General features: G+C 42.1%; 14 protein-coding genes. 2 read left to right on the top strand and 12 right to left on the bottom strand.

The features are described from left to right. The first annotated feature begins 888 nt into the window (after positions 1-888). Positions 889-1,740 carry a universal stress protein gene (locus H6G92_RS11750; protein WP_190893871.1) on the top strand — a complete coding sequence of 284 codons (852 nt, stop codon included), beginning with the start codon at positions 889-891 and terminating at the stop codon, positions 1,738-1,740. A gap of 80 nt (positions 1,741-1,820) precedes the next feature. Here the strand turns inward: H6G92_RS11750 and psbM are convergent, their stop codons facing one another. The 5 genes from psbM to H6G92_RS11725 all read right to left on the bottom strand — a co-directional run bounded on the left by psbM (position 1,821) and on the right by H6G92_RS11725 (position 4,803). Beyond that, complete coding sequence (gene psbM / locus H6G92_RS11745) at positions 1,821-1,937, bottom strand: photosystem II reaction center protein PsbM (RefSeq protein WP_138497365.1); 117 nt, start codon at positions 1,935-1,937, stop codon at positions 1,821-1,823. A gap of 117 nt (positions 1,938-2,054) precedes the next feature. After that, complete coding sequence (locus tag H6G92_RS11740; RefSeq protein ID WP_190893870.1) at positions 2,055-2,351, bottom strand: 2Fe-2S iron-sulfur cluster-binding protein; 297 nt, start codon at positions 2,349-2,351, stop codon at positions 2,055-2,057. Positions 2,352-2,536: 185 nt separating this feature from the next. Continuing rightward, positions 2,537-2,674: a photosystem II reaction center protein K gene (locus H6G92_RS11735; protein ID WP_190893869.1), complete on the bottom strand. Its 138-nt coding sequence runs from the start codon at positions 2,672-2,674 to the stop codon at positions 2,537-2,539. 78 nt (positions 2,675-2,752) lie between these two features. Beyond that, complete coding sequence (tgt, locus tag H6G92_RS11730; protein WP_190893868.1) at positions 2,753-3,901, bottom strand: tRNA guanosine(34) transglycosylase Tgt; 1,149 nt, start codon at positions 3,899-3,901, stop codon at positions 2,753-2,755. Between the two features lie 449 nt (positions 3,902-4,350). Then, a complete protein-coding gene (locus H6G92_RS11725) occupies positions 4,351-4,803 on the bottom strand; it encodes a hypothetical protein (protein ID WP_190893867.1) in 453 nt (150 codons plus the stop codon). A 375-nt stretch (positions 4,804-5,178) separates the two neighbouring features. Here H6G92_RS11725 and cobS point away from each other — a divergent pair, with 375 nt between their 5' ends. Further along, on the top strand, positions 5,179-5,952 hold the full coding sequence (cobS, locus tag H6G92_RS11720) for an adenosylcobinamide-GDP ribazoletransferase (protein WP_190893866.1): 774 nt from the start codon (positions 5,179-5,181) through the stop codon (positions 5,950-5,952). A gap of 54 nt (positions 5,953-6,006) precedes the next feature. On the opposite strand, the gene H6G92_RS11715 is transcribed toward cobS, so the two are convergent. The 7 genes from H6G92_RS11715 to H6G92_RS11685 form a co-directional block, all read right to left on the bottom strand. Further along, on the bottom strand, positions 6,007-6,462 hold the full coding sequence (locus tag H6G92_RS11715) for a PPC domain-containing protein (protein WP_190893865.1): 456 nt from the start codon (positions 6,460-6,462) through the stop codon (positions 6,007-6,009). An 86-nt stretch (positions 6,463-6,548) separates the two neighbouring features. Next, positions 6,549-7,226 carry a ComF family protein gene (locus tag H6G92_RS11710; protein WP_190893864.1) on the bottom strand — a complete coding sequence of 226 codons (678 nt, stop codon included), beginning with the start codon at positions 7,224-7,226 and terminating at the stop codon, positions 6,549-6,551. Positions 7,227-7,259: 33 nt separating this feature from the next. Beyond that, complete coding sequence (locus H6G92_RS11705; protein WP_190893863.1) at positions 7,260-7,748, bottom strand: GNAT family N-acetyltransferase; 489 nt, start codon at positions 7,746-7,748, stop codon at positions 7,260-7,262. A gap of 344 nt (positions 7,749-8,092) precedes the next feature. Continuing rightward, a complete protein-coding gene (locus H6G92_RS11700; protein ID WP_190893862.1) occupies positions 8,093-8,497 on the bottom strand; it encodes a VOC family protein in 405 nt (134 codons plus the stop codon). 18 nt (positions 8,498-8,515) lie between these two features. Continuing rightward, positions 8,516-9,112, bottom strand: coding sequence for a tRNA-(ms[2]io[6]A)-hydroxylase (gene miaE / locus H6G92_RS11695; protein ID WP_190893861.1), 597 nt, complete (start codon positions 9,110-9,112; stop codon positions 8,516-8,518). Positions 9,113-9,249: 137 nt separating this feature from the next. Beyond that, the gene (locus tag H6G92_RS11690; protein ID WP_190893860.1) at positions 9,250-11,145 is read right to left on the bottom strand and encodes a CheR family methyltransferase; all 1,896 of its coding nucleotides are present in this window, start codon (positions 11,143-11,145) and stop codon (positions 9,250-9,252) included. Between the two features lie 315 nt (positions 11,146-11,460). Then, on the bottom strand, positions 11,461-12,126 hold the full coding sequence (locus H6G92_RS11685) for a chemotaxis protein CheB (protein ID WP_190893942.1): 666 nt from the start codon (positions 12,124-12,126) through the stop codon (positions 11,461-11,463). Positions 12,127-12,198 lie beyond the last annotated feature (72 nt).

Below are 12,198 nucleotides of genomic sequence, written 5' to 3'. Positions count from 1 at the left end.
TAAAAAAGGGTTTGCCAAAAGTGCCTGTAGTGGCAGTTCTGTGGAGTCTAAATATCCCACCAAATTCTTCCCATGCCCCAATCCGACAACTGATACTATTTCACTTTAATAATGATACAAATACGCTGGTCAGGGCATGGCAATGCCATGCCCCTACGAGAAATCTATATGTATCAGGATTTTTGTGAATTGGTATGAGACTTGAATGCCTCTGTGAAAACCCTAGCTTCGTTTGTAGTCCAAAACGGACAACCAGGGGCGCATCTAAGTTAAGCGAATTTCATCATCAGTAATCAAACAAACCCCCACAGATTCTATCTCAGGGGTTTCAATATAGTATTAAATATGATTTTTACTATTAGAACATCTGAATTCGGATGTTGTTATCCTACATTTTTCTGCTGTTGGAATATGGCAATCCTATCTGAGTTCCCAAAACTGCAAAAGACTTTAAAAAAGGCGGATAATAGAGAAAATTTAGAATTAGTCGTAGACTATTCAAGCCTGAGCGATCGCCTGTCAAGGCTTACAGTGAATAAATTTTTCTGAAGAGTTATTTTGGCATTTCTTTGCAATACTTAACTAATTTATAATTAAAAAAAATTAACATAGATTAAAAATAATAACTAACATCATAATTTATTAAGTTCTTCAGGCTAAGTTGAGAGTATGCTTAATAATTGAAGTCTAGTTGAGAGTTTAAGTAACTAGGTGCAAATAAATCTAAACATTTGTTTACTTATTCATTTGTTTGAGTGTTAAATACTAAAAAACAAAGTTTGTTTGTGCCAACTTACTAACTAGATTGTCGAGCAAGGCGGTAAAAATTTTACCAGAGCCAAGTACTAACAGCGAAAACAAAAGTAAACTTAACAAAAATTACGTAATATGATAAGAAGAATTTTGCTGGCTGTATCGGGATTGGGACACGCAGAAGAAATGCTCAAAACCCTGAGAGAAATCCCTTCAATTGAATCTGCAAAAGTTACAATTTTGCATGTTGTTCAGGCACAGAGTACTGCTGCTACCATGACAACTAAATGGGAAAATGGTGGTAAAATTCTGGCGAATGCCATCCAAACTTTGAACTTAGACCCTAGCCAGGTTTCTTCAATTTTGCGCGAAGGCGACCCCAAAGATGTAGTTTGCCAAGTAGCTGATGAAATCGACGCTGACTTGATTATTATGGGTTCACGCGGACTTAAGCGGCTGCAATCGATTTTATCGAACTCAGTCAGCCAGTATGTTTTTCAGCTATCTTCTCGCCCCATGTTGCTGGTAAAAGATGACATTTATGTAAAAAGAATTAAGCGCATTATGGTGGCAATAGACAACTCTGATTCTGCAAAAAACTGCTTGAAATTGGCACTGTTTTTACTGCGAGATATTCAGGGAAGCCAGTTAATTTTGGCAAATGTTACTACAGACTTAGGCGGGAAAAAATCGGAAATAACTGAAGTTAGTTCAGACAAAAATCCAGTTTTAGCAGCCGCAGTTGCAGAAGCTGAAAAACAGGGCATCCAATCTCGTTCTTATATTAGCAGTGGCAAACCTGGTGAAGAAATTTGTCGGTTGGCAGAGGAGTTGAATGTAGACTTATTATTGCTCGGTTCTCCTGATCGCCGTCCATCGATCGCTAAGAGTTTTGTCGATATAGACAGACTCATCGGATCTTCCTTGTCTGATTATGTTCGAGTCAATGCCACTTGTCCGGTACTATTGGCGCGGACGATCGCTTAAAGGCAAAATAGAGTTAGTGGTAGATAAATAAAAACCCCTACACTACTGGTGCAGGGGTTTTTTATTTGATACACAAACTTTTAACTATCTTTTCCACCTTCGCGGCTAGCAGTTTGGATGTACAGAATTAGTAAAAACACAGTGGGGACTAGTACGAACAAAATGCTCGCTACGAACCCCAGGTCATTAACTTGCATGGCAAGAAAGCCTCTCTTAAATTTCCAGTCAACAACATTAGGATAGCATCATCAATGACAGAGTTAGCCCAAATTTTTTACTTTCTCACATGCTAACCACGGTTGATCCCACAAAAGTTAAGGCTTCGTAACCACACTGACTGAGCCATTCACTAAAGTTTGACAGGCAAGGCGGTAATTTTCTGGCTTTTTTTTGAATTTTCGGTTTTCTACGTCTGTGCGGGGGGAGAGATTTTCTATTCCTTCGACTATTTCCACAACGCAAGTACCACACTGACCATTACCACCGCAATTGGTCATCTTGCCAATGAATGTATATATATCAATGCCATTTTGCATCCCTTTGAGCCGGAGATTTGCACCATCTGCCGCCACTACTTCTTTATTCTCTTTAACGAATTTGATATTACCCATAACTAATTCCTCCTTGACTCTAAGCTTGGCTTTCAAGGCTTCATATTGACATGGCTTGATTCACATCTTATTTATTATATTAAAACATTACAAAATATTAATAAATATTAATTTTATAAAATATATCACCACAAAAAAATAGAACAGGTATAGTACCTGTCCTATAAATTGAAAAATAGATTAACTTACCTAAATCCCACGGCTGCTTGCCAAACGAAAGCAAGCAACAAGAAGAATACGGGGATGACTGGGAGAACGTCCACCAAAGGATCAAAGATTTGGTAAGCTTCAGGCAGTTTTGCTAATAAAAGTCCTGCTTCCATGTTTGTTTAAATCCAACTATCCAACACAGCTTTCATAATTGAGAGATATCTTAACATGGTTTGGGTCTTGATCATTTGTCAATAGTCATTTGTAATTTCACCCTCATCTGGTGCTGATTCAGATGAGTTGAGCCAGTGACCAAATTCTGTAACAAAACGATCGCTCAATATTGCTTCTCTAATTTTTTGCGTAAAGCGAATTAGTTCGGTAATGTTGTGAATGCTCAACAAAGTATAAGCTAAAATTTCTTGCGATCGCACTAAATGAGATATGTAAGCCCGGCTAAAATTTTGACAAGTGTAGCAAGGACAAGTTTCATCTAATGGCGTAAAATCTTCACGAAACTTAGCATTTTTTAAATTCCAGCGTCCGCCCTGGACTATTGCCGTCCCATGTCTTGCCCAGCGGGTGGGAATTACGCAATCAAATAAATCTACACCAGATGCGATCGCGATCGCCATCTCCCGATAAGTACCGACACCCATCAAATAACGCGGCTTTTCAGGCGGTAGAAGCGGTGCTGTCACTTTCACAATCTCAGCCATCAATTCTGGCGGTTCTCCTACACTCACACCACCAATGGCATATCCGGGCAAATCCAACTTAGCCAAAGCTTCCGCCGCACGGCAACGCAAATCCAAATATACGCCCCCTTGCACAATTCCAAACAAAGCCTGCTCACTGCGTTGATGAGCGGTTATACAGCGTTCTAACCAGCGATAAGTGCGCTCAGTTGCAGTTTCAACCTCTTGGCGAGTAGCTGGGTAGGGCGGACACTCATCAAAGGCCATAATCACATCCGCCCCTAAAGTATTTTGAATCTCAATGGAGCGCTCTGGGGTCAAGTTAATAATTTGTCCATCATGGGGTGAGCGGAAAGTTACACCTTCTTCAGTAATTTTTCGCATCTCGCTTAAGCTGAAGACCTGAAACCCACCTGAATCTGTGAGCATTGGACCGTTCCAACCCATAAATTTATGTAACCCACCACCTCCAGCCACGATCGCTTCTCCAGGTTGTAGGTGAAGATGATAAGTATTCGATAAGATCATTTGTGCCCCAGTATCTCGTAGCTGAGATGGGGTGATAGTTTTGACATTTGCCAGCGTTCCCACTGGCATAAATCTGGGAGTTTCTACAACACCGTGAGGAGTAAAAAACACTCCTGCTCTAGCTTTGGTTTGGCTACAGCAAGCAAGACATTCAAAGGAAAAATTCGCACTCATACCATTTTAGATTTTTGAAGATGCGCCTATAGGACTTACCCAAAACTATACGATTGTAGGGGCAATTCATGTAGCCGAAGGCTTCCCGTACCACTTTGTGGAAACAAGCTATGCGTACTGTCTCCGTTAGAAGAAGGATATTGCTCCTACATGAATAAAGCGCATTCTCATTGAAAGAGGCAGGAGGCAAGATAGCGCAGCGGTAGCGAGTCCGCGTTCGCGTAGCGTCTCGCAGAGAGCGTCGGCAGGGGGCAGGAGGGGATTCAACTCCTACTGATTTGAAGCCACTGAACGAGAGTTCAGTGCTTTTGTTTTAAGCCCTTGCTCTAAGGGCGTTGGCGCAGCCTGCCGCGATGCCTGCGGCAGAAAACAGAGAGCAGTTTTCTTCTCTCTTCAACTGCCCTCTATTTTCTGCCTTCCTTGATAAAAATGGTATGACAGTTGCTATTTTAGAAAGAATCAGAACAGTCATCGTCGATTTCTGCATCCCATCTGGCTGAGAGAACTTGCTCCATCATCGCTTCTATAGCGCTGACATTGAAGTTTCGCTCTCGTCGCTCTTGTATGGGAGTTGAGCGGGGAATCAACCGCAGACACACTCCTTCTTGCATCAAATCAAAATAGGTTTCTTGTTGCGACGACTGTTTTAGTTCCAAGTAATCAAAACTACAAACATTCAGATATAGCGCGTGGTTAGCCACTAAGGTAGACCTTTGCGGATTGGCGAAAACCTCCATCACATCCCCTTCACCCTCGCTCAGTATCTTATCTTCTTGGGTGTAGATGTAGTGGACTCGACCTAAATCTGTCAGCAATCGCCGGATGTCGAGCTTATTCACAATGATGCCCGTGTTAATAATGCACGGAGCTGGTATCCTGGTGTCGGGTAGATGGTGACTCATAGGAAAATAGCGATTGAGCTAAGGAGAGCAACAACATAGCTAAACTGTCATAATTGAATAGCTTGTTTACTCCCTACATTTAAAAAAATATCAATTTTGTGGGGCAATCGTCTAACTAATCTGGAGTAAGTTTTTACTTAACGAATACAAAACACCAATTTTGATTCCTGATGGAATTTTAATTTCCTGAATCATTCGTTTTTGTATAAAAAGTATTGTGATTATTGGTTTACCACTTAGAACAGCATAACAAAATTTTCAAGGAGAATCTCTAATAGAAGTAAATCTTATCTAAAGTTTTAAAGTCTGTTCATATTGGTTGTAACAAATCCAAGTCTATTATCCAGCAATTAACCAAATATTAATGTAACTAAGATGACGAAACAGCAACAGTGGTGGAAAAAGCTGCTGTTAAAGCTGGCAGCAAGTATTATATTTTACACGATTATTCCTATGCCGTATTTGAACGGATTGGAATTTGGGGGAGTGGCACGTCTTGCTTGGCTTATAGGATTGATAATTGGGGGAATTTTGGGGTTACTGGATACGGGGATGGATTTTATTGGTATGCCAGTGTTAACTCGTAGTGCTTTAGTAGTTAGTGTTTGGATTGCCATAACTGGAGGACTGCACTTAGATGGGGCAATGGATACTGCCGATGGTTTAGCAGTGGGCGACCCGGATCGGCGGCTGGAGGTGATGGCAGATAGCGCTACAGGTGCTTTTGGGGGAATGGCAGCGATCGCCTTGGTACTACTAAAAATAACTGCTTTGACAGATATGCCAGAAAACCGTTGGTTATTGCTGATGGCAGCTTGTGGCTGGGGACGTTGGGGACAGCAGCTAGCGATCGCCCGATATCCTTATCTGAAACCAACTGGCAAAGGTGCATTTCACAAACAAGCCATTCGTTCTTACAAAGATTTGTTACCGGGATTGTTGTTGTTGTTGGGTTTGAGTGGTTTACTTGTGCTAATAGATAAACAGCAGCTATTTCTCGCACTGGCAATGATAGTTGCTGGAAGTGCGATCGCTACTTTAACTGGTGCATGGTTCAACCACAAACTAGGTGGACACACAGGAGATACCTACGGCGCAGTCGTTGAGTGGACAGAAGCCTTATTTCTCTGTGTACTGACTGCCTTGTAAAAAATGAGGAAGATGAGGGAGCAAGAAAAGAATAACTCCTGACTAATGACTACTTCATTTAATAGGTTGCAGCTTTGTCACCTTAAGTTTAAAAGCCCCAACCCCAGTTTCCCCAAAAGACCGGACACGAATAACATAATTCCCTGTCTCTACGATGCGGGTAAATAGTAGGGAATTGCTACTACCATCTGGGCCATCATCATTTTCTGCCAGAGTCGATCCATTAGGTGCTAATAGAGTGATAATACTGTCAAAGTTTTCAGATGACAGGTCAACTGCTAAATTATCGCCCTTCTCTAACCTCACAGTATAATCACGAGCAAACCCACCCTGACCTGTGGGAATGTCTTTATCTGAAAGGCTATCGGAAAGTTCAGTACTGTTAGATAAAGGAATTGGACTATACAATTTATTTTGAGCAAAAGCTGCACTTGTGCTTATGCCTATTGCCAGCAATGTGGCAGGAATGATGATGAGTTGTTTTAAACCTGCCGCAAAAACTTTATTCATACATTTCAAGCAATTGTTTCTACAGAAATAGGGTAATCCGGTCAATTTATGCACTTATCTGCTAAAGCTTGCCATTAATTCTTGATTTATCCGTCTTTGACCGCAGTGGCTACTGCTACTAATCCTAAGACCACAATTCCATACTGACGAAGTGTTTGCACAGCAGACCTGGCAGTAGCACCAGTAGTATAAATATCATCCACTAACAGCACTGGGACATTTGGAGGACGACGGCGAAATTCTTGCCCAACAGCAAAAGCTTTAGCCAAGTTTTGTTCTCGTTTAGATACCGATAAACCAAATTGCGCTTCAGTTTCTCGCACTCTTGCTAAACCATTTAGTTTCAATTTTAATCCAGTTATTTCGCAGAAGCTTTGTCCTATCAGTGCGGCTTGATTGTATTTACGTTGTTTTTGCTTGCTAGGGTGAAGTGGGATGGGAACTACCACAGGCTGGCTATCTCGCCTCGGTGAATTTAACAACCATGCTTCTCCTAACCATTGACCTAAGGGACGAGCTATTTGGGGTTGATTTTCGTATTTCATCGCTGCGATCGCTCGTTTGACCGGGCCACCATACTCCCCCCAGCCAAATACTGGTATTGGCTCTTGCCATAGAGAAATCGGGTCTTTTCGTTGACATTTTTGCAGTTGTCGGGTGCAGTTCTGACAGAATTCTTGCGAGGTTGCACGTTGGCACAGAGGGCAATGGGATTGGAGAAAAAGATTGAGTAAGCCTGTGAGATTTTTAATCCAAGTGTGCATTTAGAATTGTCCTTTATCATTAGTCATTAGTCATTAGCCTTTGACCAATGACTTAACATACACGCGATCGCATCTTGTTGTTTCTACTCCCGTTGCTGGAGTGTAGCCGTTGCTTTCATACAGCTTGACTGCTTCCACCAAAACGCTGGCGGTTTCAATCCAAATTTGCCCAAATCCACGCTCTGCGATCGCGGCTTCTAGCTGTTGTAACAAATATTTCCCTAATCCCAAACCCCTAATGCTGGGCAAAAGATACATTTTACGGATTTCTACGGCTTTTTCACCACGATGTATGGGGTAGTATGCCCCAGTACCTACTAACTGGCTTTGGTGTTCAATTACCCAAAACTCTCCCCCAGTAGCTAAATAAAATTCCTCTACTCGCAGCACATCTCGGTCAGCGCCCTTTGGTTCCCAACCCAAACCGTATTCTGATAATACATAACTGATGACTTCGGCGGCTCTTGTGCGATCGCTTTTCACCCAATCACGAATTAAAAAATCTTGATAATAGTTTTTCATACCATTTGCTGGTCAAGTTTACACAGAAAATTTTCCTGGTTCTATATCCCAATTTACCCAGCAAATAGCTTTTGTGGCAGAGTCTATTTCAGGCGGTACTCTCAAGATGTCAATGAAGCGATAAGGGGAGGAGAATTGTCTTCCCCTCCCCTTCTCTGCTTACCAAAGATAATTTAGCGATATAGTAGCGATGCCTGCGGCGGGCTACTATATCGCTGACATTGATATTACAAAAGGATTTGGGCCTTGGACTTGTGTACCAGATGTAGGGCTAAGTTTGTGATTGCGAACTAAAATAACTAAGTTTGTAGTTCAGATATTGGATAGTTGTTGGCGGCTAACTTTTAACTAACAATTCCTAGATTATTGTAGATTTCGATGAGATTTCCATCAGGATCGCGGAAATGAGCTGTGCGAATTCCCCAGTCTGCGCGATCTTGTGGTTCAGTCACAACGATCGCATTCTGATCTTTTACTTGCTCATAGACTTCATCCACGTTATCGACTGCGAAAATCAAGACAATTTTATCTCGATTGACAACATATGAAGGCTGTTCGATTCTTGGGACTACTTCAGCCATTAATTCTTTTTTGAACAAACCCAGCTTGAGATAACCGGTATTAAACTCAGCATATCCGCTATCTTCATCGCCCCAATCGACATCAAATTTCAGCAGATCCCGGTAGAACAGAAAAGAATCTTTATAGTTGGATACAAGCAGTCTCAGGTGTGTTAACTGAAGCTTCATATCTGTTGGGTTAGTCTACTAACTGTGAATTCTAGGTTCTGGGTGCAAAGTCGCCAGTAACTCACTTTCGACAATTGCTAATTCATCAAGCCGTTGCATGACAATTTCTCTGTCGAAGTAAGTAGCAGCTAATACCCAATATATACCGTAGTGACGCGCTTCGGATGCCATTAGCCCACGATAAAATTTTGCTAATTCTGGCTCTGGACAGTGAGCAGCTAATAGTCCTAGGCGTTCGTGAGAGCGAGCTTCTATTAAACCAGTGACTAGTAAGGAATCCAGAAATCGCTCAGGTTCTTTAGGGCGTACTTGAGCTTTTAAACCCGCGCCGTAGGGAGGTGGTGGTAAGGGAGCCAGGGGAATATTCCGGCGTTCTAACCATTGGTTAACTAGCTCAAAGTGTTCTAGTTCTTCGCGGGCGATCGCAGTTAGTTCCCGAACCATTTTAGTATTGGAGGGGTAGCGAAACATCATGTTCAAAGCTACGCCTGCTGCTTTGCGTTCACAGTGGGAGTGGTCGAGTAAGATGATGTCTAAGTTAGCGATCGCTTGTTCAACCCAAGCAGAGCTGGTGGGCTGTTTCAGGACATTAATAGTTGGTAATTGAGTAAACACAGAGTCAATCAATTTTGGATTTTGGATTTTTCCATAGTTTAAACTAGTAGTCCACCAAAGAAACTTTGCGGGGTTTATCGTCAGAAAATCAAGTTCTTCTCTCCCCTACTCTCCCTGCCCCCTGCCCCCTCCCTCTTTCATTCCTGCTGCCGACGTTCCTCAATTTCTTGACTCGAAATCATACTATTGACTCTTTCTACATCTGCCATCATCAAAACTGCTCCTTGCATTTCAATGCCAAGCAGGGGAGTGATTGCTAGGTAACATTTTATTTGCCTACCCCGACGATTGGTAGCATCGAGGATCATCTCTTGAAATTGTTTTTTCCCGGATATGGACTCGCGGATAGGCGATCGCAACTGCTCGACAGGTAGCCCAATGTCTAGGCTGAAGATAGACTTTCCTAGTACTTCATCAGTCCGCAAGCCCCATAAATCCTCTACCATATAATTCCAAATTGAGATGTTAAAGCTGCTGTCAATTACCACTATTCCCGTTTGGAGACTTCTCAAAATAGAGATGAGGAAAATGTTTGTGCGATTGAGTTCTGTAGTGCGCTGCGAAAGTTCGTTATTAATTGTCTGTAATTCTTCATTAGTAGATTGAAGTTCTTCATTCATCGTCTCCAATTCTTCATTGGTGGATTGGAGTTCTTCGTTGGTGGTTTCTAACTCTTCATTGGTGGATTGGAGTTCTTCGTTGGTGGTTTCTAATTCTTCATTGGTAGATTGAAGTTCTTCGTTGGTGGTTTCTAATTCTTGTTGGGAGCGTTGCAGCGCCTCTTGGAGTTTAATGTAACGGCTGACATCATGAAAAGCGATGCTAACGCCTAAGAAACTGGTGTCGGTATCTTGCAAAGGCGTAATCAGCACATCCAGATATTGGGTGTCTGTGTTCGACAAATAGCGCTCTACATTTGTCAGAGTGATCGGGCGGCGTTCGGCATAAGCCCGTTCAATTAGCGATCGCAGTTCTATTGGTCGATAGGAAAGCTCTAGATCCTGGAAAGGACGAGTTAAATCTCTGGGTGAAAGGCCAAATAAATTCCGCGCCTGCTCGTTCACCAGTACTAGAGTGCCATTGTTATCAATAACCACTTGGGCGATTATTGCTGTGTCGAAACTCAAATCTCGCAACCGCAGGTGTCGAGACAAACGGCTGCTAGATTCGTCTTCTACTGAATTTGCCATAACTAAGAGGCGATCGCGGATATTCACTGACGATACCTTAGTAAATATCCGGTTTTTTAAGTCTATTGGGGTAAAAAGATTAGAATGCATCAACAGCATCTCTGCTTTCCCCAAAAACAGATAGCCATTATCATTGAGTGCAAAATGAAATCTGGCCAAAATTCGCCCTTGAGTCTCAGAATTAAAATACATTAATGTATTGCGGCTGACCAGTAAATCTAAGCGCGAAATTGGCGCATCCTGAAGTAGATCGTGGCGTCCAAAAATTACTGAGCGGCGCAAGTCTTGGCGGAAGACGTAGCGGTTACCGAGAGTTTCAAAGTATTTTTGCCGCAGTTCATCAGGTACCTCCTGGACATCTTTTGATGAATACGTAGCTTGGCGAGCCTGGTTGAGAGCCTCTTCATCTACATCTGTAGCGTAGATTTTCACTCGTTGGCGAAATTCATCTGCTCCCAATATTTCAGCCATTAACATTGCCAAGGTATAAGCTTCTTCACCAGAGGCACAGCCAGCGCTCCAAATGCGGATTTGGTCAGAAGTTTTTTTATTCTTAATTAGGTTAGGTAGTATTTGCTCGGCTAAGTATTCCCAAGCTGATGAATCTCGAAAAAAAGCGGTGACGTTAATTAGAATGGTGTTAAAAAGATAATTGAATTCTTCTGGATAAACTTCTAAGTAGTCTAGATAATCTCCAAAGTTTTCTATGGACAATGACTGCATTCGCTTGCGTACCCGACGCATCAAAGTCGAGCGCTTATAGCCTGTAAAATCAAATCCCCGGCTTTGTCTAAGATAAACTAGTAGATTTTCAAATTCGGGGTCTTTTTCTGCGGAAGTCATACCAATTTTGGATTTTAGATTTTGGTTTATAAATCTTTACCAAAAAGCTGTTACCTAAACTTCCAATAATACTACCTATGCCAATTTGGTGTCACAGGGCAAGTTAAATGGAATCAGGATTAAGGAAAGAAGGCTGATTGATATTTTGGTACTTGCTAATGATAATATCAATCAAAGGCACTTTCCCGGTTTATTAATTCTAATATTTTTTAATATTTTCAATTACCTCCGTCGCCCGGCCGGAAATAAATTTCCTATGTCAATCCTCTTCTTTTTTTAGTTTTCGTTAGAATAATTTACTTATTAGCCTCAGAATTAATTCTGAGGTGGTTGTTGGGACTGGTGCAATATCTCAGTTGATTCAATACCCATGACTAAAGTCACCAAGGCGCTGGAGATATCATCCAGGGGGAGAATAAAATCTACATTACCAGTTTGAATTGCGGCGGAGGGCATCCCGGAAAATTCGGCGGTTTTTACGTCTTGGGCAATAACAGTACCGCCCATTTTTTTAATTCCCTCTACTCCCATCGCACCATCGCTACCTGTTCCAGTTAGCACAACAGCGATCGCTCTATTTTTGTAACTGGCTGCAACCGATTCAAATAATAGGTCAGCCGAAGGACGTAAAAAATGGACTAATTCCGACTGTGATAAGGAAAGCGTGCCGTCACCGTTAACCAACAAGTGACGATTGGGTGGAGCAATGTAAGCCGTTCCTGGGGTAAGACAATCTCCTTCCTTTGCCTGTTTGACAGTAAGAGGCGTGCGCCGACTGAGAATTTCTGCCATGAGTGAGCGATGTTCGGGAGCGAGGTGTTGCACAACAGCGATCGCGGCTGGGAATTTTGCGGGTAGAGTCGATAGCACTTTAACTAGAGCAGTCAACCCACCGGCTGAAGCTGCGATCGCCACTATATCAAAGGCCGCATTAGTAAAGTGAGGTGGATGATTGTTGGTATCTTCTGCCATCTGAATCATGATTTTTCGGCTGTCAGTACCAACCAAAATTATTATATACAGAGAGGATTAGTATATTTACAAAATATGCAT

Origin of the sequence: Nostoc foliaceum FACHB-393 (assembly GCF_014698505.1) — a bacterium.
GTDB classification, from domain to species: Bacteria; Cyanobacteriota; Cyanobacteriia; order Cyanobacteriales; family Nostocaceae; genus Nostoc; species Nostoc foliaceum_A.
Note: the sequence above shows the minus strand (reverse complement) of the source record. Positions and strands in the feature narration are given on the sequence as shown.

Bases quoted from the DNA above. Each gene is read 5' to 3' on its own strand.
- H6G92_RS11725 (WP_190893867.1), bottom strand. From the start codon at position 4,803: ATGAGTCACCATCTACCCGACACCAGGATACCAGCTCCGTGCATTATT.
- H6G92_RS11690 (WP_190893860.1), bottom strand. From the start codon at position 11,145: ATGACTTCCGCAGAAAAAGACCCCGAATTTGAAAATCTACTAGTTTAT.
- H6G92_RS11735 (WP_190893869.1), bottom strand. From the start codon at position 2,674: ATGGAAGCAGGACTTTTATTAGCAAAACTGCCTGAAGCTTACCAAATC.
- H6G92_RS11705 (WP_190893863.1), bottom strand. From the start codon at position 7,748: ATGAAAAACTATTATCAAGATTTTTTAATTCGTGATTGGGTGAAAAGC.
- cobS (WP_190893866.1), top strand. From the start codon at position 5,179: ATGACGAAACAGCAACAGTGGTGGAAAAAGCTGCTGTTAAAGCTGGCA.
- H6G92_RS11685 (WP_190893942.1), bottom strand. From the start codon at position 12,126: ATGATTCAGATGGCAGAAGATACCAACAATCATCCACCTCACTTTACT.
- H6G92_RS11715 (WP_190893865.1), bottom strand. From the start codon at position 6,462: ATGAATAAAGTTTTTGCGGCAGGTTTAAAACAACTCATCATCATTCCT.
- H6G92_RS11710 (WP_190893864.1), bottom strand. From the start codon at position 7,226: ATGCACACTTGGATTAAAAATCTCACAGGCTTACTCAATCTTTTTCTC.
- H6G92_RS11740 (WP_190893870.1), bottom strand. From the start codon at position 2,351: ATGGGTAATATCAAATTCGTTAAAGAGAATAAAGAAGTAGTGGCGGCA.
- H6G92_RS11700 (WP_190893862.1), bottom strand. From the start codon at position 8,497: ATGAAGCTTCAGTTAACACACCTGAGACTGCTTGTATCCAACTATAAA.
- psbM (WP_138497365.1), bottom strand. From the start codon at position 1,937: ATGCAAGTTAATGACCTGGGGTTCGTAGCGAGCATTTTGTTCGTACTA.
- H6G92_RS11750 (WP_190893871.1), top strand. From the start codon at position 889: ATGATAAGAAGAATTTTGCTGGCTGTATCGGGATTGGGACACGCAGAA.
- tgt (WP_190893868.1), bottom strand. From the start codon at position 3,901: ATGAGTGCGAATTTTTCCTTTGAATGTCTTGCTTGCTGTAGCCAAACC.